This window comes from Desulfobulbus sp. (assembly GCF_030824455.1).
Lineage (GTDB): Bacteria > Desulfobacterota > Desulfobulbia > Desulfobulbales > Desulfobulbaceae > Desulfobulbus.
Map to the genome: position 1 here is coordinate 25,554 of NZ_JAVBXR010000030.1, position 24,206 is coordinate 49,759.

Consider the following 24,206-nt stretch of genomic DNA (forward strand, 5'->3'; position numbering starts at 1 on the left):
AAACAAGAACAAAGCAAACCGCGCCACAGATTTCCACAGCCACAACAAGCCTCTCAGGGTTCTTTAAACACCGGACAGGGGCGCTTGCGATCATAGCTGCGATACGTAGGATCATCGGCCTTTTCGTGGCATTGAAGGCACAGTCCAACGCGAAGAATGCGCTGCAACTCCTCGCCGTTGAACGGCCGCAGATCCTTGCGCGACCCGTGCTGCAACGGCGTGCCGTCGATGGCGACAAAGGCGTCAAAGCCGGGCGTGCGGCCCTGATCGCTCATCACGCCGCGGTCCACTGGAAAGAATTGCCATTGGCCCTCTTTTTTCACCACCGTGCCCTCGCCAAGCCCAATGGTTTTGGGTTCGGCGTGGCAATCCTTGCAGGAACGCCCCTTGGCCTGGATAGTGTGCGGGTTGATCGCAGCCATGGTGAAGCGGTTGAAGCCGCCTTCCGAGTCCCCTTTCTCGTCGATCAGCGTGACCAGATCCTGGCAGCCAGGCGTGACCACCACCACCTTGTCGCCCCAGATCGCCAGCATCGGCTTTTCGTAGCGGATATACGAACGCCCCTCTTCCCACCAGCCCGGCGTTTCTTTGAGCGTCAGCTTGTCGAGATGGGTTTCCCGCTTGTCCCGCTTGGCGTGACAGCCGTAACACTGCGGCACCCAGGTGGAGTGACAGGCCTCGCAGGTGACGCGCTTGTGGCTGGGGGCCAGACAGGCGAGCGGATCGGGCGGGGCCAAGGGCCGCTCCTTGCCGTCGATTTTGCCGGTGAGGACAAACCGCTCCTGTTTTTGGCTGACGTTCGACAACGGCTTCTGCTTGCGGGTTATGCCCGGCTTGGCGTCGTGGCAGCTCTGACAGGTGATTTCGAGCTGTTCTTCGTAATGGGCGTAACTGGTTCCGTCGCCCATGATTTCATCGCGGGTGTGGCAGTCGATGCAGACCATGCCCTTAACGTGATGGACGTCCGGGGCGATCTTGAGATAAAAACGGTCGCCTGCCAGGCGTTGCGCCGAATGCTGGCCTTTTTCGTAGGGCGTTCCATAGCCCTCTGCCTCATACACCCCAATGTACGAGAGGCCGATGCGACCGGAGCGATTATGGCAACGGATGCAGTTCTCCTCCGGCGCCTGTTTGATCACCAGGGGATGGGGGCGATTCTTTTTGGCTTCAGCCTGCGCCTTCTCTGAAAGCTCCGAGGTCACGGTGTTGCGCGGCGTGCCCGGCGGCAGGATGTAATGGCAGGCGGAACAACCGCCCCCTTTCTCATTGAAAAAGGCCGGGGCTCCGGGCAAGTCGTTCTTCTGCTTCCACAGATGGCAGGTTCCACAGAGCTTGCGGTAATAGTCAAGGGCCAGCGAGGTCTCGCCGCTTTTAAGCAGTTGCTCAACCGTAATGTCCGCGTTCTGATGCTCTCGCTCGCCCCAATAATAGAGCAACGTGGACAGAATGCCGCGGTTGGTGGCCATCAGGGAATTTTTGACCTTGTGGACATCGGCCGGGTGACAGCTCACAACCCCGCAGGTTTTGCCCACCACGCGCAGGTCGCCAGGATTGAGCACCATGCCGGCGTGAGCCTTGTCCTTGTCGATGGCCAGGGCGTTGCCCAGGTGGCAGGGCGAACAGCCGACCACCAGGCTGTCGTGGGCGCCGTCCAGCTTCTCCTTGGTGTGGCAGCTCAAACACATCTCAACCATGCCGGCGGTGGTCACGGCCAGTTGCTCGGGACGTTTGGTGGTCTGCTCGCGGTACACAAGGAAGCCGATAACCACCAGGCTGACCGGAATAAAAAGAACAATGGAAAGGAGACTGCGGGACGGTCGGACCATGTCGCTTGCGGATCGTCTCGAATAGAGGGAAAAGCCGGGAAGGTCAGGCCAAAATAACGGAAAAAAACAACAGCGTCAAAGGAAGATTTGCTGCAGCGGGCCGAGGCGGGACAGCCCCCTCATTCAGCAAATCCTTGGACGACAGGATAGCGGCGGCCGGGTCCAAAGGCCTTGGAGGTCACCTTGATGCCCAACGGCGCCTGCTTGCGCTTGTACTCGTTGAGCTTGACCCGACGCACAATGTCCCTCGCCAACTGAGCGTCAACGCCAGAGGCGACGATTTCCTCCAAGCTCTTATGCTCTTCCAAATAGGCTTGCAGGACCGCGTCCAAAATTTCGTAGGGCGGGAGATCGTCCTGATCGCACTGATCGGGTTTGAGCTCTGCGGTCGGCGGACGGGTGATAATTCGCTCGGGGATAATCTCCCCTTGTCTGTTGATCAACCGCGCCAACTCGTAGACCATGATTTTGGGCACGTCGGCAATCACGGCAAGCCCGCCGCTCATGTCGCCGTACAGGGTGCAATAGCCGACCGCCATCTCCGACTTGTTGCCGGTGGTCAGCAGCAAACGGTTGAATTTATTGGACAGAGCCATGAGCAGATTGCCCCGGATGCGGGCCTGGATGTTCTGTTCGGCGGCGTCTTCGGCAAGCCCGGTGAAAAACGGCGCCAAAGCGGCGCGGTAAGCCTCCATGGCCGGCGAGATGGCGATGAGCTCAAAATCACAGCCTAGATTTTCGGCCAACTTCCGGGCGTCGTCAATCGAATGCTGCGCGGTGTAGGGCGAGGGCATGGCGACGCAGAGCACGTTCTCCGGCCCCAGCGCCCGGCACGCGATCACAGCGGTCAAGGCCGAATCGATCCCGCCGGACAGGCCAAGCACCGCCTTGCGAAAGCCGGTTTTATGGAGATAATCGCGCACGCCGAGCACCAGTGCCTGCTCCACCTGAGCGACGCTGTCCTCAGGCGGTGGCCCTCCGGCCGTCTCCCAGCTGTCGCTGTCAACAATCAGCATGTCTTCGACGAATCCGGCCGCCGTGGCGCCAAGAATTCCGGCAGAGGTCATCACCATTGAATGACCGTCAAAAATCAACCCGTCCTGCCCGCCGACCTGATTGGCGTAGAGCAGCGGCAGATTGTTGTGTCGGCACAACTGCCCAAAGACCTGCTGCCGCTCTCCCAGTTTGCCGTGATGGTAGGGAGAGGCCGAGATGTTGATCAGGCAGTCGGGCACAATCGGGCCGATCGCCAAATCCTTGAGCGGATTGGCCTGATACGTCTCGCTGCTCCACCAGATGTCTTCGCAAATGGTCAGACCGCACTGCAACCCCTTGAAGGGAAACACGGTCGAGGTTGTGCCCGGCTCGAAATAACGTGTTTCATCAAACACATCGTAGGTGGGCAGCAACTGCTTGCGCGCCCGAAAGGCGATTTTGTTGCGCTCAAGGACAAATGCCGAGTTGTACAGGGGTTTGCCTGGGCCTTTACGGCGCTCCAGCGCCCCGACAATGCAGGTTATGCCGTCCAACTGTTTGATCAGATCCGCCAGGGCGCGATCATGGGCGTCAAGAAAAGAAGCGCGTTCCAGCAAATCCTGGGGCGGATAGCCGCACAGGGTCAACTCAGGGAAAACGACAAGATCACATCCGGCCTGCTTTGCCTTGCCGATCCAGTGGAGGATTTGCTGAAGGTTCCGCTCAAAGGCGCCGATTGTCGGGTTTGTTTGCACAAGGGCGATTTTCAAAATGGTTCCAACCTGAAGAAAAGAGCTGATTCGCTGCCTGCTGTTTCTGACGTGTTGCAGGCGGTGAAGATTCGCCTGACAGGGGAGGAAAAAACCGAATCACAAACCACTGCATGCAAGCGGCAGGGGATGAAGCGACCCCAAACCGTTGACAAAAAAAAGCCCGGCAAATATTCTTGCCGGGCTGTAAAAAACAGCTGAAATTATTGTTTCATGACGTTGGCGGCTGCGGGTCCTTTCGGTCCGTCAACGATCTCGAACTGAACCTTGTCGCCTTCATTGAGTGTTTTGAAACCCGATCCACTGATTGCAGAGTAGTGGACAAAAACATCCTTGCCTGCTTCCTGCTCAATAAAACCGAAACCTTTAGACTCATTAAACCACTTCACTGTTCCTTTCAACATCGCTCCCTATTTCTCCTTGTCTTGGGCTGAATGTTCTATCCATGCGAAATTCAGGGGCATTTTCCAACTCAAATAAAGAATCAAAAACGTAACCAACGAAAATACCGCATGTTCTACTCCTGCCCGGCGAACATAACACTAATTTAATTAAAAACAAGAAAATTTGACGTCGCTCTTTGCCTGTCCAGCAAAATATTCATCACAGAAGCAGCAAGTTATGAAGGGGCATCGAAAACTCTTAGACGTGATCGAAGCCATGCAAACGGCTGGCCGAAAAACGCTCAAAGTCCGCGCTGATAGATTTTGACCGCCCGGTTATGGTCGGTCAAATTGGTGGAGAAGACATGGGTGCCGTCATTTTTCGAGACAAAATACAGGGCCTCGGATGCAGCAGGACGAACAACCGCCTCCAGGGCGGCTCGGCCGGGGTTACAAATAGGCCCAACCGGCAAGGCGGGAATCACGTAGGTGTTGTACGGCGTTGCCCGCTGCAAATCGGCCTTGGTCAGGTTGCCGTTGAACTCGCGAATGCCGTAGATAACAGTCGGGTCGGACTGCAGGCGCATCTTGCGGGCAAGCCGGTTGAGAAACACCCTGGCGATCAGCGGACGCTCCGCCTCGGCCCCGGTTTCTTTTTCCACCATCGACGCCAGAATCAGCAGTTGACGACGGCTCAGCCCGTGGGCCTCAGGAGGATTCACGTCCTGCCAGACGCGCTGAAACCGATCGACCATCATCCGCAGCACTGACTGCGCGTCGGCTTCGTTGCGCACCAATGTATAGGTTTCCGGAAAAAGATATCCTTCCAGGCTGGGGGCATCCACCCCCAACTTTCTAATAAACTCGGCATCCTGGGCAAGGGCGATAAATTGTTCCCGCCGGATCCAGCCGTCGCGGGCAAACACAGCCGCCACCTGCTCGACGGTCAGGCCTTCGGGGATGGTGACATGATGGCGCAGGGTACTCCCGTTGGCCAACAGCTGCAGCACCTCCGGCGGCGTTAGCCCCTGGGGAATGCTATATTCTCCGGCCTGAAGCTTGGCCTTAAGACCAGACAGCGCCACCATGCAAAGATAACGAACGTCGTCCTTCAAGAGACCGCCCGCCGCAAGCAGGGCGCCGATGCCACGCACGCCAGTTCCCCTGGGAATCACCACGACAACCTCGCCGGTTCCCGGTGAGGCCGTGGTCAGGTAGGTTCGTTGCCAGAGTCCCGCGCCGCTGATAAAGAGGATAAAAACGAGCAACAAAAACAGCAGGCGACGGCGCATGAAAGAGAAAAAAATGAATAAAAGCGGAAAAATAAAGCGCGCAGCAGGATTGCCGGGCGGCAAAGGCGGATCAACGCCTCATGCCGCCCGGTGCGCCAGTTTTACTTGTCGTCCTTGACGACGACCAGCTTTGCCTGATTCTTACGGGCAGAAATATTGCCCAAAGTCAATTCAATCACCTCGTCCATGTGCCTGACCGGGTAGAAGGTGATTTTCTTGCGCAGTTCCTCAGGAATCTCCACCAGATCCTTCTGGTTCTCCTCGGGGATGATGATCTTGGTGATGTCGGCGCGCAGGGCCGCCAGGGCCTTGTCCTTAAGTCCGCCGATGGGCAGCACCCGCCCGCGCAGGGTTACCTCGCCGGTCATGGCAATGCCGCGCTTCACCGCCTTGCCGCTGATGGCCGAAAACAGGGCCGTGGTCATGGTGATGCCGGCCGATGGGCCATCCTTGGGGATGGCGCCCGCCGGGACATGGATGTGAATGTCGACCTTGTCGAAATAATCCGGCTCCACGCCCAGCATCTTGTTACGGCTGCGGCAGTAGCTAAGCGCCGCCTGCGCCGATTCCTTCATCACTTCGCCTAGCTGCCCGGTGAGCAGCAACTTGCCCTTGCCCGGCAGCACCGAGGTTTCGATGTGCAGCAGTTCGCCGCCGACCTCGGTCCAGGCCAGTCCAATCACCAGACCGGGCTGGGAGCTGGTGTCGAGTTCGGTTTCGGGCAGGAACCGAGGCGGCCCAAGGTATTTTTCCACGGTTTTCTCGGAGATCACATAGGGCCCTTTGCCGCCCTCAGCCACCTTGCGGGCGATCTTGCGGCAGACCTTGCCCAGGGCGCGCTCCAGATTCCGCACCCCGGCTTCGTGGGTGTAACGGCTGACAATAATCTCCAAAGTGGCGTCGTCGAGCTTGATCTGGCTGACCTTGATGCCGTTTTCCTTGATCTGGCGGGGCAGCAGGTATTTTTTGGCGATCACCATCTTTTCTTCCAGGGTGTAGCCGGATAGCTGGATCACCTCCATGCGGTCCAGCAGCGGGCCGGGAATGGTGTCGCTGCGGTTGGCCGTGGTGATGAACATGACCTTGGAAAGATCAAACGGCAGGTTCATGTAGTGATCGGAGAAGGTATTGTTCTGTTCCGGATCAAGCACCTCCAGCAGGGCCGAAGAAGGATCGCCGCGATAATCGTCGCCAATCTTGTCGATCTCGTCCATCATGAACACCGGGTTGTTGGCGCCGACGTTCTTCAGTCCTTGGAGTATCCGGCCCGGCAGGGCGCCGATATAGGTGCGCCGATGCCCGCGAATTTCCGCCTCGTCGCGCATGCCGCCCAGGGAAAGCCGGTAAAACTTGCGGCCCATGGCCTTGGCGATGGCCTGACCGAGCGAGGTCTTGCCCACGCCGGGAGGCCCGACAAAGCAGATGATCGGCCCTTTGGTGTCGGCGTTGAGCTTGCGCACCGCCAGATATTCGAGAATGCGCTCTTTGATCCGGTCCAGTCCGTAATGATCCTCGTCCAAGACGTCGGCCGCCACCTTCAAATCGAGCACGTCGGTGGTCGATTGCTTCCACGGCAGGTCAAGAAACCAATCGAGGTAGGTGCGAACAATGGTCGCCTCGGAGGCATCCGGGTGCATCATCTCCAGCCGCCGCAACTGCTTGCGCGCCTCTTTTTTGGCGTACTTGGGCATTTTCTTCTTGCGCAGCTGCTTGCTCAACTCCTCAATTTCCTGGGAGTAGCTGTCTTCGTCGCCGAGTTCGCGCTTCAGGGCCTGAATCTGTTCGCGGAGGAAATATTCCCGCTGACTGCGCGACATCTCTTCCTTGGCGTCCGATTGAATCTTGGCCTGCACCGTGGACACTTCCAATTCCTTGTGGAGCAGATCGGCCACCAGGCGCAAACGATCGGTCGGGTCGACGGTCTCAAGTATCCTTTGCGACTCTGATATCTTCAACCGCAGATTGGAACCCACCAGATCGGCCAGACGTCCCGGCTCCTCAATGTTGTTGATGATCATCATCAAATCCGAGGAGAGGATGCCGCGCAGCGACATGATCTTTTCCGTCTGCTCGCGCACGGTTCGCATCAGGGCCTCGGTTTCGACCGTGATTTCCGGGGTTTCCGGTTCCTCGATCAGATCAATCTCCACCCGGTAAAACGGCTTTTTCTGCAGATAGGAGCGGACCTTGGCCTTGGACAAGGCCTGCACCAACACTTTGAGGCGGCCGTCGGGCAGTTTGAGGGTCCGCATGATCATTGACACCATGCCGACATCGTAGAGGTCTTTATCCTCGGGATCGTCCTTGGTCGGATCTTTCTGGGTCACCAGCATCAACAACTTGTTGCTGTTCAAGCCCTCGTTCACGGCTTCAATCGAGCCAGGGCGGCCGACAAACAACGGGATGATCATGTAGTTAAATACAACAACATCCCGGACAGCCATCATGGGCAGAGATTCGGGAATCTCCAGATCCTGCGTCTGTTCCCCGAAATCACCCATACTGGTCGATAATGAATCATCAAATTCCACGTTTTCTCTCCTTAAAATCGCCTGGAACGACTGCACTTGAGCTCAATTGTCCCACGACAGTAAACACCACCCTATCCGAAGTCAAGGCAGGTCCCAGCCCTTGCCGACAAAGAATATTTTCCTTGAATAATTGCCGGCGGCTCAATATAGAAAGGCTGTATTCCAGCCTCCTGATTCCCTCGTTTGCCGCGGAGCCGACTATGCTGACCATCGGGTCTTTTTTTGATCTCTCTGATTTTCCGGACAAAGACCTCTTTGCCGATTGCCCTTACGTCTGGGATCCGCTCAAAAAGCTCAAGGCTTACGTGGCCAACCACACCGCCCCGACCTTTCAGCACGTCTGCATCGTCGACGCCGTGCCGCTGGACAGTCCCTACATCTGGTTCAACGGCAAACTGCGCAACGCCCGCGAATGCATCATCACCTACGGCGACGCCACCAAGGGCGGGCTCTCGGTCTGGGAAAACGGACAGTTTCTCGAAGGCGCCTCGGTGATCATGGCTGGGGCGGTGCTGGTCGGAAAAAACATCAAGATCGGCAAAGGCGTGTTGATCGAATCCGGCGCGCTGATCAAATCTCCCGCCATCATCGGCGACTGTTCGGAAATCCGTCAAGGGGCCTACCTGCGCGGTTACTGCCTGGTTGGCAAACGATGCGTGGTGGGCCACACCACCGAGGTCAAGCACACCCTCTTTCTCAACGACGCCAAGGCCGGCCACTTTGCCTATCTTGGCGATTCGATCCTGGGCAACAACGTCAACCTCGGCGCCGGCACCAAGTGCGCCAACCTGCGATTCCTCTCCGGCAATGTTTCGATTCGAACCGCCACCGGCCGACTCGACACCGGCCTGCGCAAATTCGGCGCCGTCATCGGCGACGGAACGCAAACCGGTTGCAATGCGGTCACCAGCCCCGGCACAATCATCGGGCCGGACAGCCTGCTGATGCCGAACACTACCGCACCTTCTGGATTACATCCTCGAAAAAGCGTGTTGCGCTAGATTTGTTGGCCGCCTCCCGCTGGTCCGCCGGCAATCCCTGACCCGCGTATTCGTACAGGGCAAAGAAAAAAGCAAAAAGGATGCCGACGGTGAAAAACACCCGCATCAGCCGATCCCAGGGAAGCCACCCCTTTCCCGAAAGACGGCGAAAAACAACTGCGACGATGTAAGTAAAGCCCAAGGCGTAGGGGGCGGTGAGCAGCACCTGATAAGCTGTTCCAGTCGCAACCGCGCCGAGGTCGGCGCCCACTCGCAGATGAAACAGCACATAGACCAAGGCCGTCAGTATAAACGTAATTTTTTCCCGTAATGTACTCATAATATGAACAAAAGCATTGCTTGCGCGTTTCCGGAAACCCTTCCCGACGAGCGTCTCCTTTTTCCCCTTGTACAGGTTTTCGGACAGGTTGTCTACATGCAAGCCATTGAAAACGAGCCGCCGGATCAAGGGACGATCACCCCATTTCTCGAGCGTTGCCGACAGGAGGGCCGACTGCAAGGGTTCGCGCCGGCGCCGCTGGGCGATCAGCGGGAACGGTTTCTCGCCCTAGTGCAGGACATGCGCCGGCGCGGCTCGGATTACACCAGCCAGTTGAGCATGCTGACTCTGGCCGGTTTAAGCCGACGGGAGCAGAAGGAATCCAAACAGTCCATTCTGGCCGACTTATTGAAGATGACCGACATCAAGGAGCAGGAAGCGCAGGAGCTGCTGCTCTGGCAGTCCCGCCTGGTCTTGAAATTGGGAGAATTTTTCGATGCGCAGCAGACAACGCTCAACCAGGCGCTTGGCAACATTGCCTCCCGCCAGGATGCGCTGCTCGCCGAATTGCGCGAGGAAGAGGACGATCTTTTTGCCGTCGCCACCAGCCAGGGCGAGGCCAACCAGGAATCCGACGGGATGCTTGACCACCGCCTCAAGGCCTGGAGTCGACTCTATCTGCATGACGCCGGCCAGCCGCAGGGAATCCTCGTCACCTGCCGCCCGTCAGCCATGGACCACCTGCAGGAAGTGTACGAAAAAAACCACCGCCGCAACGCCGTGCTGTGGGCCAGCCTGGAATTGCCGGCGTTCGCGGCGAGTGGAGAGGAAACAACCGCAAGCGAACCGCTCATTGCGCAATGCCCGCAACTCATCGCCGCCTTGGAAGCCATGAGCCTTGCCTCAGAGGCAACCTTGCCGGAGGAAGAGCTCAAATCCCTTCTCGCCGAGGGCGCAACGCAGTGGGCGCAGGGCCTAGACGCCCGAGCTTCTGTCCGGCGCGACCAATGCCGCATGCTTGAACTTTATCGTTTCCCGAAAATTTCGGTGCGGCAACTGTTGCAAGAGGGGTTTGCCGGCGGCGATCCAGCCAGTTATGCAGGCCTTTCGGCACCCTCGTCCGGGTGCCTCGTCGGTCTGCTCAGTGGCAAATAACAACACCGGACGACGCGATGGCTATCCGCGCCGCCTGGCCTCTTCAAGCGACATAACGTATTCGGTCCACTGCCAGGGGGCCTCGTCGATTTCTACCCCAATTTTTTTGCTCAGCCGGCTGGCCGTTTCCCAACGCGGCAAAACACGAAATTTAAAGTATTTCCCGCCGCTTGACGCCACTGCGGTATAGGCGTCCATGTTCTTGCCAAACCGCTTGGCCACATCGAGCAGACAGAGTCCGACGCGTGAAACGTCGCACACGTTGCCCGAGCAACTGCCGATGCCGTCGGAGACATCAATGTGCATCCCCTCCACCTGTATCCTCGGGTGTTTTCGTTTTTCCATGCCCGACTCCTGCGTTTCCTCAACATTCAACGAAACCGGCCCATCCTCCCCCGGCTGTCCCGGTTCCGCCGTCCAGTGCAACCCGGTCACGCCGCGTTGCCTTCGCATTCCTCCCGGTAAGGATTGATGGTCATCACCGGGCAACAGGCAGTCTTGACCACCTTGTCGGCGACGCTGCCGAACATGATCCGCTCCAAGCCCTTGTAGCCGTGGGTGCCCATGACAATCAACTGCACCTTTTTCTTGGTTGCATAGGTCAAAATCTCCTCGGCCACGTCGCCCGAGAGCACCTTGCCGGTCACCTGGGTCACCCCAGCTTCGGCAAACATGGTTTTGTTCTCTTCCACATAGGTTTCCATCTGCTGCTGGGCCGAGGCAAACAACTCCTCCTCCAGATTGGGCAGATTGATCGGCGGCACAAAGAAACCGCTGTAATCCTCAAAGGTCTGCACCACGAACACCAGATGCAACTCCGCCTTGAACGCTCCCGCCACATAGGACGCCGCCTTGACTATTTTACCAGCGTTGTCGGAAAAATCGATGGGGGTAAGGATACTCTTGATCTCCTGCATACACTGCCTCCTCGCGTGAAAAAAGATGGAACATCATCCTGACTTAATTATAAGATATATCGATTCCAGAATTTTTCACCTATTATTGTTCCACCCGGCGGCCACTCCGAATCAGGGCCATCCGACAAAGCTGTTGACCCTGCCGATCATCGCGAATATATTCCAACCCGTTTATCTGGTTGCATCTTTCGTCGCCACGGTCGACAGGAACGGGTTCGCCCGCGCTCCCGCCGAGCACAGCGACCTTTTTCCGCCTCTTTCCGCCCGGTCGGGACCGAAAATCATTATGGAATTCACGCCCAAATGGATCGCCTGGGAAATCACCCGCCGCTGCAATCTCCGCTGTGTCCACTGTCGGTCCTCTTCCCAGTTGGAAATTGACGGGCATCCCGATTTTTCTCTGGCCGAGGCCAAACGGGTGCTCGACGAGATCCACGCCTACGCCAATCCGGTCATGGTGCTTTCCGGAGGCGAGCCGCTGCTGCGGCCGGACGTGTTCGAGATTGCCGCCTACGGAACCGAACTGGGGCTGCGGATGTGTCTGGCCACCAACGGCGCGCTGGTGACCCAATCTGTCTGCCGCGACATCAAAGGGTCCGGAATCAAGATGGTTTCCCTGAGCCTGGACGGCTCCACCGCCGACGTCCACGACAATTTTCGCAACCAGCCCGGCGCCTTTGACGGGGTGATGAACGCCATCCGGCTGTTCAACGAACACCAGATCGATTTTCTGATCAATTCGTCGTTCACCAAACGCAACAAGGCCGAGGCCCCGAAAATCTATTCCCTGGTGAAATCGCTCGGCGCCACGGCCTGGTATCTGTTCATGATCGTGCCCACCGGCCGCGGCGAGGAAATCATGTCCGAACTGATTCCGGCCGAGGAATACGAAGACATCCTCAACTGGCATTACGACATGGAAAAGGAGGAGAGCGACCTGCTGGTCCGTCCGACCTGCGCCCCCCAGTATTACCGCATCGTGCTCCAGCGGGCCAAGATCGAGGGGGAGAAATTCAAACGCCGCAGCCTTAAATTTTCCACCGGCGGCTCCAAGGGTTGCCTGGCCGGGCAACTGATCTGCCTGATCGACGTTGACGGCAATGTCCTGCCCTGCAGCTATTTCCCCCTGGCCGCCGGCAACCTGCGGACCAAATCCTTCAAGGACATCTGGGAAAATTCCAAACTTTTGCTCGATATGCGCGACTTTGCAGGCTACAAGGACAACTGCGGCCGCTGCGAGTACGTCAACGTCTGCGGCGGCTGCCGGGCCCGGGCCTACGCCATGACCGGCGATTATCTCGCCGGCGAGCCGTTCTGCACCTACCAGCCCCAGCGATAACATGATTCCGCCCAAGGCAAACCCACCGGCCCAGCGCCGACAACCACAAGCATACGGACCGCGATGAACGACACCTTTCTTCAAGCCTGCCGGGGCGAGCGCACCGCCTACACCCCGGTCTGGTTCATGCGCCAGGCCGGCAGATACCTGCCCGAGTACCAGAAAATCCGCAGCAAAGTCAGCTTCCTGGAGCTGTGCAAAACCCCCGAACTTGCCGCCGAGGTCACCCTGCAGCCGGTCGATATCTTTGGCTTTGACGCGGCCATTCTCTTCTCCGACATCCTTATTCCCATGGAGGCGATGGGGCTGGCCCTTGAATTTTCCGAAGGCAAAGGGCCAATCTTTGCCAATCCCGTGCGCAGCCAGAAGGCGGTGGACGAACTGGTGGTGCCTGTCCCGGAAGAGGCGGTGCCCTTTGTCTTGGACACCATCCGCCTGCTGCGCAGCCAGTTGCAGACGCCGCTGATCGGCTTTGCCGGCGCGCCCTTTACCCTGGCCACCTATCTGATCGAGGGCGGCAGCTCCAAGGTGTTTCTTAACACCAAGAAAATGATGTTCCAGGAACCCAAGCTCTACCACAATCTCCTGGCCAAGATCACCGCCTGCACCAGCGCCTATCTCCAGGCCCAGGCGCGGGCCGGCGCCCAGGCCCTGCAGCTGTTCGACTCCTGGGTCGGCATCCTGGCGCCCTGCGATTATCAGGAGTTCGCCCTGCCCTACGTGCGCTCGATCATCTCCGATCTGCGCGCCGTGACCGACGTGCCGATCATCTACTTTGCCAACAACGGCTCCACCCTGACCGGATTGACCACCACCGCCGGCGCCGACGTGCTCGGTTTTGACTGGCGGCTGCCCATCGGCGACGCCGTCGCCCGCGCCGGCCAACATGCCGTGCAGGGCAACATCGACCCGCTGGCTCTTTTTCTTCCCAAAAAACAGCTGGAAGAACGGATCCAGACCATGTTGACCGAAGCGCGCGACGCCAACGGCTACATCTTTAATCTCGGCCACGGCATCCTGCCGGAAACGCCGCCCGAGCAGGTGCGGATCGCGGTCGACGCCGTCCACCGTTTCAGCGGCAAACCGTAATCGATCCGCAGTGTCTTCAGCCATGGAAAGCGTCACCGCGGTCATTCCCTCGCTTGCGGAATGCATCGACCTGATGGAGCAGTACGCGATGCTGGCCAACATCCGCCACCATTCACTGGTGGTCGCCCGGCTGGCCGAGCAGTTGCAGGGCGGGCTTGCCGCCTTTAACCCGGACCAGCCCCAGGCGGACCGGCGCCTGGTGATCAGCGGCGCCCTGCTCCACGACATCGCCAAAACCCCCTGCCTGGGCAGCAACTGCGACCACGCCAAAGTCGGGGCCGACATCTGCCGCAAACACGGCTACCCCGAGATCGCCGCGATTGTTGAGCAGCACGTGCTCCTCTGGGACTTTGACCCCGACCGCTACCAGCGCGGCCGCTTCACCGCCCGGGAAATCGTCTACTACGCCGACAAGCGGGTACGGCACAACGTGGTGGTCAACCTGGACCAGCGGCTGGAATACATCCTGGATCATTACGGCCAAGGCAACCCAAACCGGCAGAGTTTGATTCGGGAAAATTTCAACAAATGCCTTGCCTTGGAAGACCACCTTTTCCACTGGCTGCCCTTCGCCCCCCAAGATCTGGGCCGATTCTGACCGGCGGTCTTTCCCTCAACCCCCCAACACAACATGCCCAACACAACCTTTAACTGGGTCGAGCACTACCCGTCCGCCGTCAGCGTCTGCGACACCGAAGGAACGATTATCGCCATCAACCGCCCGGCCATGGAATTGTTCGGCAAATACGGCGGAGAAAACCTGATCGGCGCCAGCCTGTTCACCTGCCATCCGGAACCGGCCAACGAGATGATCCGCACGCTGCTCAGGGAACAGCGCGGCAACACCTATTTCACCGAGAAAAACGGGGTCCGCAAACTGGTCCATCAAACGCCCTGGCGCAAGGACGGCGCATTTGCCGGCCTGACCGAGACCATTATCGTCCTTCCCGAAGAGGTTCCGACCAAACGGAGGTAACGGCGGCCATCCGGCCAACATCACTCCCATTGCTTGACAGCCCTCTTTGCCGGGGTATACTCTGAGGCAAGAGTCCGATCCCACATGTTTTTCGGGATCTAACCGTGACCCCAGGCCACATCAGGAGCCGATACGATGAAAACCCGCCCTTTCCTGTCTTTTTTCCTCGCTTTCTTGCTTGCGACGGCAGCCGCCTGCCCGGCGCGCAGCCAACAGCCGGCCCCGCAGGCGGACAATGCGCTCCTGGCTTCTTCGGGCGGCCGCTATATCCGTATGGCCCATAATTTCTTCATCTTCTACGATCCCACCACCACCATGGCCGTGCCGTACAAGAACACCGGCCTGACCCGAATCGAGGCGCAGAAGAAAATCCTGCGCGAAAGCAACGCCTCCCTGCCGCCGCTCAACTGGCAGGCCGGCCTCTATCCCCACTGGAAGGGCGAGCTCTGGCTGCCGGCCTCGCCCTTTGCCTTCAAACCCTACTACCGGCTGCAGAACTACCAAAAAGCGGAGTACGGTGCGGCCATCGAGCAACTGCCGACCACCCCGCAGAGCCCACCCATGCTGCAAACCGGCCTGATGAAGCTCGAACACCTGCTCGGCCTGCCCGGACGCACCGAACTCTTTCTTTTTTCCGACGGCAAACACATGACCGAAGAAGGTCTGGAGCCTCAACCGCTTGACGAGGCCCGGCAATTGGCGGCCAAATACGACATCTGTTTTAACATTGTCTCCAGCGCCGTCGACGCCAAGGCGCGGAAACTGCTGAAAGACATCGCTGCGGTCAACAGCTGCTCCCAGGTGATGGACTTCGACACCATCTACGATCACCCCGAACACCTTCTGGGCAAGCTCTACGCCGACACCCAGGGCAACGGCTTCAACAACATCCTGTTTGATTTCGACAAATCCGCTATCCGCCCGGAATTCACCGCCCACCTTGATCGCCTGGGGCAGATGCTGCAGGCCAACCCGCAGCTGTACGTGGTCCTCTCCGGCTTCTGCGACAGCATTGGAACCGAGGCCTACAACATCGGCCTCTCCCAGCGCCGGGCCGAAAGCGTCCGCCGGTATCTGCGCAAACATTTCATGATCAAGGAAGACCGGTTGCTGATGTACTGGTACGGCTACGCCAATCCAGAGGCCTCCAACGCCACCGAAGAGGGCCGACAGCTGAACCGAAGGGTGACCATCGTTCTGCGCGGCGAGTAAGCGCTTTCACCGTCCAAGGAGCTCATTATGCGCATCGCCTTTCACGGAGCCGCCCGCAACGTCACCGGTTCGTGCCACCTGATCGAATGCGGCGCCAAACGCATCCTGATTGACTGCGGCCTCTACCAGGGTGGTCAGGAAATGGACGAGGAAAATCGCAACGATTTTGGCTTTGACCCGGCCGCGATTGACCACCTCGTGCTCACCCACGGCCATCTCGACCACTGCGGCCGCATCCCGCTGCTGCACAGGCTGGGTTTTCGCGGCACGGTGCTGGCCACCGCCGCCACCCGCGAACTGGCCCGTCTGGTGATGCTTGACTCGGCGCGCATCCAGGAGGAGGAGGCCCGATACCGCAACGACAAGGGCCGCAGAAAAAAGCGGTGGGACACGTCGGTCGAACCGCTCTACAACACCCTCGACGCCCTCAATAGCCTTGACGCCTTTGTCGACGTCGCCGCCTTTGCTCACCCCCACGACCTCTGCCCCGGCGTTCGCGCCACTTTCTACGACGCCGGCCACATCCTTGGCTCGGCCTGCATTTTGCTCGAACTGGAAGAGGCCGGCCAGCAGCGTCGAGTGCTCTTTTCCGGCGATCTCGGCTACAACGGCCGCGCCATCCTGCCCGACCCGGCTCCGCCGCCGCAGGCTGACGTCGTGGTGATGGAAAGCACCTACGGCGACCGGTTGCACAAACGGCTGGAACCCTCCATTGAGGAACTCTATCAGGCGATCAACGCCACCGTCGCCCGCAACGGCAACGTGCTCATCCCCAGCTTCGCCCTGGAGCGGACCCAGGAACTGCTGTACTACCTGCGCGAGGGCATTGAGCAGAAGCGGCTACCACGCCATCTCCCGGTCTATCTCGATTCCCCCATGGCCGTTTCCGCCACCCAGATTTTCCGCCGGCACCGCGAATGCTTTGACGAGGAAACCTGGGCGGTCATTGCCGCCGGACGCGACCCCTTTGATCTGCCTGGTTTGGAAATTATTCGTGACGCCGCCGAATCCATGGCCCTGAAACAGGTCCGAGGGGCGGTCATCATCGCCGGTTCCGGCATGTGCACCGGCGGCCGCATCCGCCACCACCTGCGCCACAACCTCTGGCGGCGCGAGGCTTCGGTCGTGTTTGTCGGCTATGCGGCCGAAGGCACCCTGGCCCGCCGGATTATCGAGGGCGCGGAAGTGGTGCGTGTGCTGCAGGAAGAGGTTGAGGTCAACGCCGAGATTTACACCATCGGCGGATTCTCGGCCCACGCCGACCAGCAGGAACTCCTCAGCTGGCACGCCCAGACCGGCGCGCCGGAACGCACTTTTCTGGTCCACGGCGAACTGGCGGCCATGCAAACCTTAGCCGCCAGCTTGACCGGGACCAAGGTCGAGATGCCTGAGCTGCACCAATCCTTCGCCCTATAATCCGGGCTCTGCTTCACCCGACACTGTTCAACCGACACTTGCGCCGACGAAACAAGACCCCGGAGCCGCAGGTTTACTGCTGCTGCTGCGGAGTTGCAGTTGGAGCCTCGGCCGGAGCAAGCGGGGCGGCGGCGGCCGGTTCCACAGGAGCAGCAGGCGCTGCCGGGGCAACGGGCTGATCCGGGGCGGTGACCTCATGAATCTTCGCCTTGCCCGCCTCCCAGAAACCTTTGGTTTCCTCCTTGGTGACCTGCCAGGCCTCCTTCGACTTGTCGCCCACCGTATCCGCCAACTCGCGCGAGCCGCTCTTGGTTTTTTCCCAAGCGCCCATCGACTCCGTCTTCAGGGCGTCCCAGGCGGTTCCAGCCGTTTCCTTGGTGGCCTCGGAAACCGCGCCGGAGGCCTCTTTCACCTCGTGGCCGGCCGCATCCCATTTATTGCCCCCTTGGTCGACTCCCTGTTGCGGTTGCGCCTCGGTTGACGGCGCCTTGGCCGGCTCCTCAGCGGCAACTGTGTGCGCCGCGCCAGAGACGATTGCAAGCATAAGACCACTCAGCAGCATCCGATGTATCATGTGCATCATTTTCATTGATTTCCCTCCGTTCAATAATTGCATTCTTCTGTATTGCTATTGCAAAATACAAGATTCCGCCCTATTTTCCGATGATCTAATGAGAACGGCAAACGCAGTGCAAGACAACGCTGCTCCGCCTGCCTGATTCTCACCTTCCACGGCAAAATATACCAATACTGTTTCCCTTGCACACGGGAAAAAAGGCCTCCCATGACGCGTCGCCCCCACAAACCGATAGTCCTCGCCTTGCTCGCGCTCCTGCTGCCCTTGGAGATGAACGCCCAGGAACCACCGTCTTCCCATCGGCCATCGACGCAATGGACGGCCGAGCAGGCAGTGCATTACGCCCTGGAGCACAATCCCGACGCAGGAGCCGCCCTGGAACGCATCAAGGCGGCCGACGCCGACATCAAGTCCGCCCGAGCCGCCTTTTACCCCCAACTGGGAGTCGGCGCCGAGTACAGCCGCACCAACAACCCGATGTATTCCTTTGGCAACATCCTCAACCAGGGGATGTTTTCCGACAGCATCGACTTCAACCAACCCGGAACCACTGACACCCTGCAACCTAAGGCCACGGTGCAGTACCGGCTCTACAACGGCGGCCGCGACGCGGCGGCGCTGGATGCCGCCGGCGAACGCAGCCAGGCGGCCAATCACGAGCATGCGGCCATTCGCTCCCGGCTGCAATTTGAGGTGATTCGGGCCTTTTGCACCATTGTCCAGGCCGCAGACACGGTGCAGGCCAGGCAATCGGCTGTAGAGGCGATGGCCGCCTCCTTGGCCGTGGCCCAGGCCCGATTCGAGGAAGGGAGCCTGCTCAAGGAAGATCTGCTTAGCCTGGAGGCGCAGCATGCCCGCGCCCAGGAACAACTCATCCAGGCGCGGCATGGGCTAAGTCTTGCCCAACGTGGATTTCTCAACCTGCTGGGGCTGCAAGGCGACGCCGTTGTTCTTGATCCGGCCGGAGCACCCGCACAGGAGATTCCGGTGGAACGCGACATCGGCAAACGGCCGGAACTGACCGCCATGGCCGCCCTGATCAAGGCCCAGGAGGCCCAGGTCCGCGTGGCCCGGGCCGGCTATCGTCCCACCGCCGACGCCTTTGGCAGCTATCAAGTCGACAAGGGCACGGAACTGGAAGACGGTTCCGGCAACTCCTGGACCACCGGGGTCCGCCTCAACTACACCCTGTTCAACGGCGGCCAGACCAGCGCCGCCGCCGAACGGGCCGAGGCCGGGCTGCGGGAAGCCAAGCAGCAACAGCGCAAGCTGGAACTGGCCTTTAATCTGGAGATGGAACAGGCGCTTCTTGCCCTCAACCAGGAAGAGGAACGGCTGAAAGTCACCGGCAAGATGTTGGAATCGGCAACCGAAAGCGCGCGTCTTGCCCGCCTGCGCTTCAAGGAAGGCGTCTTGCTTTCCTCGGAGCTGATCGACATTGAAAACCGCCGCACCGACGCCCAACTGAGCCACGCCCTGGCCATGGCCTCCCGTAAAATCGCCATTGCCGATCTGCGGCGGGCCGTCGGTCTTGCCCAATTCAACCAGGGGAAATGATGATGTCGCACATGTTAAAAATTTGCACAACCGCCCTCTGCTCCCTGACCCTGCTGACCGCGTCGTTGGCGCCCGCCATGACGGAGACGGCGGGCAAGGAGGCAACCACGCCGGTCCTGGTGCGCGTGGCCAAGGCAAGCGAACAGGAGGTTCCGGTCCTGATCGAGGTGGCTGGAACCCTGCAGGCGGCCCAGCGGGCGGCCATCGCCGCCAAGGTCACCGGGGTGATCACCCGGATGCCGGTGGCGCTGGGCTCCACGGTCAAGGCCGGCGACCTGCTGGTCTTGATCAGCGCCGAAGAGATCGGGGCCCGCTTGAGTCAGGCCGAGGCCCAACTGGCCCAGGCCAAACGCAATCTGGACCGGGACCAGAATCTGCTGGCGAAAAACGCGGCCACCCCGGACGCCGTGAAATCGTCCAACGAGCAATACGCCATTGCCCAGGCCGGGTACCGCGAGGCCAAGACCATGATGGGTTACGCCGCCGTCACCGCGCCCTTTGACGGGGTGATCACCCGCAAGAACGTCAACAGCGGCGATCTCGCCACCCCCGGAACCGTGCTCCTCCAGGTGGAAAACAACCGCAGCCTGCAGGTCAACACAGCGGTCCCGGAAAGCCTGGTCCTCAGCCTCCACACCGGCGACGTCCTCACGGTCAACATTCCCGCAGCCGACACGGTCGTTCAGGGAACCATCACCGAAATCGCCCCGGCGGCGGACCCGAACTCGCGCACCGCCCCGGTGGTCATTGATCTGCCCGCCAACCCCAACCTGCGCAGCGGCCAATTCGCCCGTGTCCTGCTCCCCGGCAAGGGCTCGCAATCCCTGCAGATTCCGACCAGCGCGGTTGTCCCGTCCGGACAGATGGACCGGGTCTTTGTGGTCGAAGGCGACCGCGCCCGGCTGCGCCTGGTGCGCACCGGCCCCAGCCTGGACGGCACAACCGAGATCCTCTCCGGCCTGAGCGCCGGGGAAACCGTGATCATCGCCAACAACCGGCTGCTGACGGACGGCCAAACCGTGCGGACCGCGCCATGAGCAACGCCACCCCAACCAATCCGGGCTTTGCCGGACGGCTGACCGCGCTCTTTGTCGCCTCCAAACTCACCCCCCTGGGGCTGATCGCCTCCCTGTTGCTCGGCATGCTGGCCCTGACCCTGCTGCCCCGCGAAGAGGAACCGCAGATCAAGGTGCCGATGATCGACGTCATGGTTAGCATGCCCGGCGCCACTGCCAAGGAGGTCGAGCAACGGCTGGCCGCGCCCATGGAAAAGCTGCTCTACGAGCTGCCGGGGGTGGAATACATCTACTCCACCTCCCAACCCGGTCAGTGTTTGCTGATCGCCCGTTTTTATGTGGGCGAGAATTTTGAAAAAGCGATTGTCAGCCTCAACCAAAAGCTGCAGACCAATTTCGACCGCATCCCGCACGGGGTTTCGCTGCCGCTGATCAAGCCGCACTCCATCGACGATGTGCCGATCCTGGCCCTGACCTTTCATTCCAAAACCTACGATCACGCCACCCTGCGCCGGTTGGCCGCCGAGGTAGACGACTCGGTCAAGTCGATCTTCGAAGTGGCCGAGACCAAGCTGATCGGCGGCGCCCGGCGGCAATTGCGGGTTCAGTTTGATCCGCTCCTGCTGGCCTCCCGCAACATCAGCCCGGCCGACCTGACCCTGCGTTTGCAGCAGGCCAATCGCCAGTCGCAATCCGGCACGCTGCGCGCCCTCAACAACGAAATGCTGCTGCAAACCGGGACCTTTCTCGCCTCAGCCGAGGCAGCCGGCCGGGTGGTGGTCGGGGTTCACGGCGGCAAGCCGGTCTACCTGAGCGAGGTCGCCACGGTGATCGACGACCCGGAGGAGCCCAGGTCCTACGTGCTCCACGGCGCCGGCAACGCCGCGCCCGAGGCTGCGGTCACCCTGTCGGTGGCCAAGCGGCCGGGCGCCAACGCGGTCCATGTGGTGGAGACGGTGCTGCACAAGGTCGAGAGCCTCAAGGGCACGCTGATTCCGCCCGAAGTGGAGGTAACCGTCACCCGCGATTACGGCGAAACCGCCGCGGAAAAATCCAACGAACTGCTGCTCCACATGGGCATCGCGGTCTTTGGCGTGGCGATTTTGATCCTGGTGTTCCTGGGCTGGCGCGAATCGATCATTGTCCTCTTGGCCATTCCTTCGACCCTGTCGCTGACCCTGCTGCTGTTCTACCTCTACGGCTACACCCTCAACCGCATCACCCTGTTTGCCCTGATCTTCTCCATCGGCATCCTGGTGGACGACGCCATTGTCGTGGTCGAAAACATTGTCCGCCACATGCGCCAGCCCGCCAACCAGCGGGCCTCGCTCAAGGAGATCGCCGTGGCGGCGGTGATCGAGGTCGGCAACCCCACCATCCTCGCCACCTGGGCGGTGATCGCCGCCATCCTGCCGATGGCCTTTGTCGGCGGCCTGATGGGCCCCTACATGCGGCCGATTCCCATCGGGGCCTCGGCGGCCATGGTCTTCTCGCTGCTGATCGCCTTCACCATCACCCCTTGGGCCGCCATCCACATTCTGCGCAAGCCCAAGGGCCCGGCCGCCGGCAACGAACACGATCCGGACCATGCCCCCAACGATTGGTCCACCCGGCTCTACCACCGGATCATGGACCCGCTGCTCGCCCACGCCCGTTGGCGGTTCGGATTCTTTGCCCTGATCGTGGCCCTGCTGCTGGTTTCCTGCTCGCTGGTCTATCTCGGCAAGGTCAAGTTGAAGATGCTGCCCTTTGACAACAAATCCGAGTTTCAGATCATCCTCGACATGCCCGAAGGCTCGCCCCTGGAGCAGACCGCCCGGGTGGCCCTGGAAATAGCCGAGGCGGTCGGACGGGAACCCGAGGTAGTTAATTATCAGATCTACGCCGGCACAGCCTCGCCCTACAACTTCAACGGCCTAGTGCGCCATTATTTCCTCCGTTCTGGGCCAACCGTGGCCGACGTCCAGGTCAACCTCAAGTCAAAGGCCAACCGCGACAGCCAGAGCCACGACATTGCCAAGCGGGTGCGGCCGGAGATAGCCCGGATCGCGGAGAAGTACGGAGCCGCCGTGGCCGTGGCCGAGGTTCCGCCCGGACCGCCGGTGCTGCAGACCCTGGTGGCCGAAATCTACGGCCCGGACGAGGCCAGCCGGGTGCAACTGGCCACTGAGGTCAAAAGGATTTTCGCCACCACCGACGGGGTGGTGGACATCGACTGGTATCGGGAGAAGGAACGCCGCAAACTGGTGCTGACCGTGGACAAAGAAAAGGCGGCCCTCAACGGGCTGTCCGAGGGCGAGATTGCCCGCGCCGTGGAGATGGGGCTGTCCGGCCGGTCCATCGACCTATTCCACCAACCCCGCGACAAGGAGGAGATCGAAGTCGTCCTGCAGCTGCCGCAGTCGCAACGCGCCCGGGTCGACAACCTGCTCAACGTCTCGCTGCGCCCGGAGAGCAACCCCCAGGCCCCGCTGGTCCCGCTGCGCGAACTGGTGCGGGTCAGCGAGCAGCCGGTCGAGCAGCCGATCTACCGCAAAAACCTCAAACCAGTGATCTACGTCACCGGCGACGTGGCCGGCGCGGCGGAAAGTCCGGTCTACCCGATCCTGGAGATGAACCAGCGGCTCAAGGAACTGAACGCCGCCCAATTTGGCGGTCAGGCCGGGCCGGTGACGGTCTACAACCTCAGCCAGCCCTTCACTGAAAGCCAGCCGTCCATGAAGTGGGACGGCGAATGGCACATCACCCTGGAGGTCTTCCGCGATTTGGGTCTGGCCTTCTGTGTGGTGATGGTGCTGATCTACATGCTGATGGTCGGTTGGTTCAAGGACTACGTCACGCCGCTGGTGGTGATGGCGGCCATCCCTTTCTCGCTGATCGGGATCCTGCCGGCTCACTGGGGATTGAACGCCTTTTTCACCGCCACCTCGATGATCGGCTTCATGGCCGGGGCGGGCATTGTGGTCCGCAACTCGATCATTCTGGTTGATTTCATCGAGTTGCGGATCAGCCACGGCCTGGGACTGGCCGAGGCGGTGGTCGAGGCCGGCGCCATCCGCTTCCGGCCGATGCTGCTGACCGCGCTGGCCGTGGTGGTCGGGGCCTCGGTGATCCTGGCGGACCCCATCTTCCAGGGCTTGGCCATTTCGCTGATGTTCGGGGAGATCGCCTCGCTGCTGATCAGCCGCATGGCGGTGCCGGTGTTGTATTACATGGTCAAGGCGAGGAGCGGGCGGGCAGGTCTCCCCGGATAACAACTTGATCGTCGCGCCACGGGCAAGCGTAAACTTCGGGGATTTGTCAGGTTGTGCTGATTTGCCTGGAGACTTGGGTTTGTATGCCATTGCTGTTCGTCGACGCATAGCTTCGGAGTCTCACTGCGTTCGTTCACCTGCGCTCCGGCTTCCTTCGGACGGTCCCTCGCGGTTCCGCCCTTGCCCTTGGCTAGTATTTATGGTCCTATCTCAGGATAATACAAGAACTTGCACCCCCAAAAAATCACGCCCATGCGGGCGTACACCAGCCAATAAACCGGACCGGAAATGGCCGCGTTCTACAAGGTGGCGAGCTTACGGGCCAGCCAATTATCCACACGTTGGTCACCCATAGAAATATGAAATGAAAACAAAAGGACGAGATAAAGAAGCCTCAATAATACGAAACGCCAATTTGGCTTGTGCTGCCGGAAGACTTTTGCTTGGTGAAATAACAACATGGGAAGAATTTCTCAAACCTGAAACCGTTGACTATTCCAGCCTCCCTCGAAAGCAATTAAAAAGTGGCAAGCTTGATGTTCACCTGAATCAGTGACAGTCTTGGCCGGATTTCCCTTTTATGGTTCGGTTAAGTCGTTTTTCAGGGAGTGACAACTCCCGAAGTTGGCATGACCCGCACGCTACGGCGACATTGGCGTCT

At 60.0% G+C, this 24,206-nt stretch carries 22 protein-coding genes; 13 read left to right on the plus strand and 9 right to left on the minus strand.

Annotation, left to right across the window (positions count from 1 at the left end):
• Nucleotides 1-53: 53 nt before the first annotated feature.
• Complete coding sequence (locus tag RCH93_RS05125) at nucleotides 54-1,826, minus strand: hypothetical protein (protein ID WP_306547250.1); 1,773 nt, start codon at nucleotides 1,824-1,826, stop codon at nucleotides 54-56.
• A 119-nt stretch (nucleotides 1,827-1,945) separates the two neighbouring features.
• Nucleotides 1,946-3,556: an NAD+ synthase gene (locus RCH93_RS05130; protein ID WP_306547272.1), complete on the minus strand. Its 1,611-nt coding sequence runs from the start codon at nucleotides 3,554-3,556 to the stop codon at nucleotides 1,946-1,948.
• Here RCH93_RS05130 and RCH93_RS05135 point away from each other — a divergent pair.
• Nucleotides 3,551-3,772 (plus strand): hypothetical protein, encoded by a 222-nt coding sequence (locus tag RCH93_RS05135; RefSeq protein ID WP_306547251.1) that lies wholly within the window; start codon nucleotides 3,551-3,553, stop codon nucleotides 3,770-3,772. The two genes, RCH93_RS05130 and RCH93_RS05135, sit on opposite strands and share 6 nt — an antisense overlap.
• 2 nt (nucleotides 3,773-3,774) lie before the next feature.
• Here RCH93_RS05135 and RCH93_RS05140 read toward each other — a convergent pair whose 3' ends face one another.
• The 3 genes from RCH93_RS05140 to lon form a co-directional block, all read right to left on the minus strand.
• Entirely contained in the window at nucleotides 3,775-3,975 is a 201-nt protein-coding gene (locus tag RCH93_RS05140; RefSeq protein ID WP_306547252.1) for a cold-shock protein, read from the minus strand.
• Nucleotides 3,976-4,256: 281 nt separating this feature from the next.
• On the minus strand, nucleotides 4,257-5,222 hold the full coding sequence (mltG, locus tag RCH93_RS05145) for an endolytic transglycosylase MltG (protein ID WP_306547253.1): 966 nt from the start codon (nucleotides 5,220-5,222) through the stop codon (nucleotides 4,257-4,259).
• Between the two features lie 125 nt (nucleotides 5,223-5,347).
• Nucleotides 5,348-7,747, minus strand: a complete 2,400-nt coding sequence (gene lon, locus RCH93_RS05150) for an endopeptidase La (RefSeq protein WP_373693262.1) — start codon at nucleotides 7,745-7,747, stop codon at nucleotides 5,348-5,350.
• 230 nt (nucleotides 7,748-7,977) lie between these two features.
• On the opposite strand from lon, the gene RCH93_RS05155 reads away from it, so the two are divergent.
• Nucleotides 7,978-8,778 carry a hypothetical protein gene (locus tag RCH93_RS05155; protein ID WP_306547255.1) on the plus strand — a complete coding sequence of 267 codons (801 nt, stop codon included), beginning with the start codon at nucleotides 7,978-7,980 and terminating at the stop codon, nucleotides 8,776-8,778.
• Here the strand turns inward: RCH93_RS05155 and RCH93_RS05160 are convergent.
• Entirely contained in the window at nucleotides 8,732-9,097 is a 366-nt protein-coding gene (locus RCH93_RS05160; protein ID WP_306547256.1) for a hypothetical protein, read from the minus strand. The genes RCH93_RS05155 and RCH93_RS05160 overlap by 47 nt on opposite strands.
• 96 nt (nucleotides 9,098-9,193) lie before the next feature.
• Between RCH93_RS05160 and RCH93_RS05165 the strand changes: the two genes are divergently transcribed.
• Nucleotides 9,194-10,192: a hypothetical protein gene (locus RCH93_RS05165; RefSeq protein WP_306547257.1), complete on the plus strand. Its 999-nt coding sequence runs from the start codon at nucleotides 9,194-9,196 to the stop codon at nucleotides 10,190-10,192.
• A 21-nt stretch (nucleotides 10,193-10,213) separates the two neighbouring features.
• Here RCH93_RS05165 and RCH93_RS05170 read toward each other — a convergent pair whose 3' ends face one another.
• Both RCH93_RS05170 and RCH93_RS05175 read right to left on the minus strand, forming a co-directional pair.
• Entirely contained in the window at nucleotides 10,214-10,537 is a 324-nt protein-coding gene (locus tag RCH93_RS05170; RefSeq protein WP_306547258.1) for a hypothetical protein, read from the minus strand.
• A gap of 86 nt (nucleotides 10,538-10,623) precedes the next feature.
• Nucleotides 10,624-11,109, minus strand: coding sequence for a universal stress protein (locus RCH93_RS05175; RefSeq protein ID WP_306547259.1), 486 nt, complete (start codon nucleotides 11,107-11,109; stop codon nucleotides 10,624-10,626).
• 286 nt (nucleotides 11,110-11,395) lie between these two features.
• Between RCH93_RS05175 and RCH93_RS05180 the strand changes: the two genes are divergently transcribed.
• The 6 genes from RCH93_RS05180 (at nucleotide 11,396) to RCH93_RS05205 (ending at nucleotide 17,141) form a co-directional block, all read left to right on the plus strand.
• Nucleotides 11,396-12,448: a radical SAM/SPASM domain-containing protein gene (locus RCH93_RS05180; RefSeq protein ID WP_306547260.1), complete on the plus strand. Its 1,053-nt coding sequence runs from the start codon at nucleotides 11,396-11,398 to the stop codon at nucleotides 12,446-12,448.
• A gap of 63 nt (nucleotides 12,449-12,511) precedes the next feature.
• Complete coding sequence (gene hemE, locus RCH93_RS05185) at nucleotides 12,512-13,537, plus strand: uroporphyrinogen decarboxylase (RefSeq protein ID WP_306547261.1); 1,026 nt, start codon at nucleotides 12,512-12,514, stop codon at nucleotides 13,535-13,537.
• Between the two features lie 22 nt (nucleotides 13,538-13,559).
• Nucleotides 13,560-14,135: an HDIG domain-containing metalloprotein gene (locus tag RCH93_RS05190; RefSeq protein WP_306547262.1), complete on the plus strand. Its 576-nt coding sequence runs from the start codon at nucleotides 13,560-13,562 to the stop codon at nucleotides 14,133-14,135.
• A 33-nt stretch (nucleotides 14,136-14,168) separates the two neighbouring features.
• Nucleotides 14,169-14,513, plus strand: a complete 345-nt coding sequence (locus RCH93_RS05195; protein ID WP_306547263.1) for a PAS domain-containing protein — start codon at nucleotides 14,169-14,171, stop codon at nucleotides 14,511-14,513.
• A 135-nt stretch (nucleotides 14,514-14,648) separates the two neighbouring features.
• Complete coding sequence (locus tag RCH93_RS05200; protein ID WP_306547264.1) at nucleotides 14,649-15,725, plus strand: OmpA family protein; 1,077 nt, start codon at nucleotides 14,649-14,651, stop codon at nucleotides 15,723-15,725.
• A gap of 27 nt (nucleotides 15,726-15,752) precedes the next feature.
• On the plus strand, nucleotides 15,753-17,141 hold the full coding sequence (locus RCH93_RS05205) for an MBL fold metallo-hydrolase RNA specificity domain-containing protein (RefSeq protein ID WP_306547265.1): 1,389 nt from the start codon (nucleotides 15,753-15,755) through the stop codon (nucleotides 17,139-17,141).
• Nucleotides 17,142-17,214: 73 nt separating this feature from the next.
• Here RCH93_RS05205 and RCH93_RS05210 read toward each other — a convergent pair whose 3' ends face one another.
• Complete coding sequence (locus RCH93_RS05210; protein WP_306547266.1) at nucleotides 17,215-17,730, minus strand: hypothetical protein; 516 nt, start codon at nucleotides 17,728-17,730, stop codon at nucleotides 17,215-17,217.
• A 195-nt stretch (nucleotides 17,731-17,925) separates the two neighbouring features.
• Between RCH93_RS05210 and RCH93_RS05215 the strand changes: the two genes are divergently transcribed.
• The 4 genes from RCH93_RS05215 to RCH93_RS05230 all read left to right on the plus strand — a co-directional run bounded on the left by RCH93_RS05215 (nucleotide 17,926) and on the right by RCH93_RS05230 (nucleotide 24,101).
• Nucleotides 17,926-19,275: a TolC family protein gene (locus RCH93_RS05215; protein ID WP_306547267.1), complete on the plus strand. Its 1,350-nt coding sequence runs from the start codon at nucleotides 17,926-17,928 to the stop codon at nucleotides 19,273-19,275.
• A gap of 11 nt (nucleotides 19,276-19,286) precedes the next feature.
• Entirely contained in the window at nucleotides 19,287-20,312 is a 1,026-nt protein-coding gene (locus RCH93_RS05220; protein WP_306547268.1) for an efflux RND transporter periplasmic adaptor subunit, read from the plus strand.
• Complete coding sequence (locus tag RCH93_RS05225; protein ID WP_306547269.1) at nucleotides 20,309-23,545, plus strand: efflux RND transporter permease subunit; 3,237 nt, start codon at nucleotides 20,309-20,311, stop codon at nucleotides 23,543-23,545. The genes RCH93_RS05220 and RCH93_RS05225 overlap by 4 nt, the downstream gene beginning before the upstream one ends.
• A 364-nt stretch (nucleotides 23,546-23,909) precedes the next feature.
• Nucleotides 23,910-24,101 (plus strand): hypothetical protein, encoded by a 192-nt coding sequence (locus tag RCH93_RS05230; protein ID WP_306547270.1) that lies wholly within the window; start codon nucleotides 23,910-23,912, stop codon nucleotides 24,099-24,101.
• The last annotated feature ends 105 nt before the right edge of the window (nucleotides 24,102-24,206 follow it).

Excerpts from the sequence above, each read along its gene's own strand:
- RCH93_RS05125 (WP_306547250.1), bottom strand. The coding sequence starts at position 1,826 with ATGGTCCGACCGTCCCGCAGTCTCCTTTCCATTGTTCTTTTTATTCCG.
- RCH93_RS05140 (WP_306547252.1), bottom strand. The coding sequence starts at position 3,975 with ATGTTGAAAGGAACAGTGAAGTGGTTTAATGAGTCTAAAGGTTTCGGT.
- lon (WP_373693262.1), bottom strand. The coding sequence starts at position 7,747 with ATGGGTGATTTCGGGGAACAGACGCAGGATCTGGAGATTCCCGAATCT.
- RCH93_RS05155 (WP_306547255.1), top strand. The coding sequence starts at position 7,978 with ATGCTGACCATCGGGTCTTTTTTTGATCTCTCTGATTTTCCGGACAAA.
- RCH93_RS05160 (WP_306547256.1), bottom strand. The coding sequence starts at position 9,097 with ATGAGTACATTACGGGAAAAAATTACGTTTATACTGACGGCCTTGGTC.
- RCH93_RS05165 (WP_306547257.1), top strand. The coding sequence starts at position 9,194 with ATGCAAGCCATTGAAAACGAGCCGCCGGATCAAGGGACGATCACCCCA.
- RCH93_RS05170 (WP_306547258.1), bottom strand. The coding sequence starts at position 10,537 with ATGGAAAAACGAAAACACCCGAGGATACAGGTGGAGGGGATGCACATT.
- RCH93_RS05175 (WP_306547259.1), bottom strand. The coding sequence starts at position 11,109 with ATGCAGGAGATCAAGAGTATCCTTACCCCCATCGATTTTTCCGACAAC.
- RCH93_RS05180 (WP_306547260.1), top strand. The coding sequence starts at position 11,396 with ATGGAATTCACGCCCAAATGGATCGCCTGGGAAATCACCCGCCGCTGC.
- hemE (WP_306547261.1), top strand. The coding sequence starts at position 12,512 with ATGAACGACACCTTTCTTCAAGCCTGCCGGGGCGAGCGCACCGCCTAC.
- RCH93_RS05190 (WP_306547262.1), top strand. The coding sequence starts at position 13,560 with ATGGAAAGCGTCACCGCGGTCATTCCCTCGCTTGCGGAATGCATCGAC.
- RCH93_RS05195 (WP_306547263.1), top strand. The coding sequence starts at position 14,169 with ATGCCCAACACAACCTTTAACTGGGTCGAGCACTACCCGTCCGCCGTC.
- RCH93_RS05200 (WP_306547264.1), top strand. The coding sequence starts at position 14,649 with ATGAAAACCCGCCCTTTCCTGTCTTTTTTCCTCGCTTTCTTGCTTGCG.
- RCH93_RS05205 (WP_306547265.1), top strand. The coding sequence starts at position 15,753 with ATGCGCATCGCCTTTCACGGAGCCGCCCGCAACGTCACCGGTTCGTGC.
- RCH93_RS05210 (WP_306547266.1), bottom strand. The coding sequence starts at position 17,730 with ATGAAAATGATGCACATGATACATCGGATGCTGCTGAGTGGTCTTATG.
- RCH93_RS05215 (WP_306547267.1), top strand. The coding sequence starts at position 17,926 with ATGACGCGTCGCCCCCACAAACCGATAGTCCTCGCCTTGCTCGCGCTC.
- RCH93_RS05220 (WP_306547268.1), top strand. The coding sequence starts at position 19,287 with ATGTTAAAAATTTGCACAACCGCCCTCTGCTCCCTGACCCTGCTGACC.
- RCH93_RS05225 (WP_306547269.1), top strand. The coding sequence starts at position 20,309 with ATGAGCAACGCCACCCCAACCAATCCGGGCTTTGCCGGACGGCTGACC.
- RCH93_RS05230 (WP_306547270.1), top strand. The coding sequence starts at position 23,910 with ATGAAAACAAAAGGACGAGATAAAGAAGCCTCAATAATACGAAACGCC.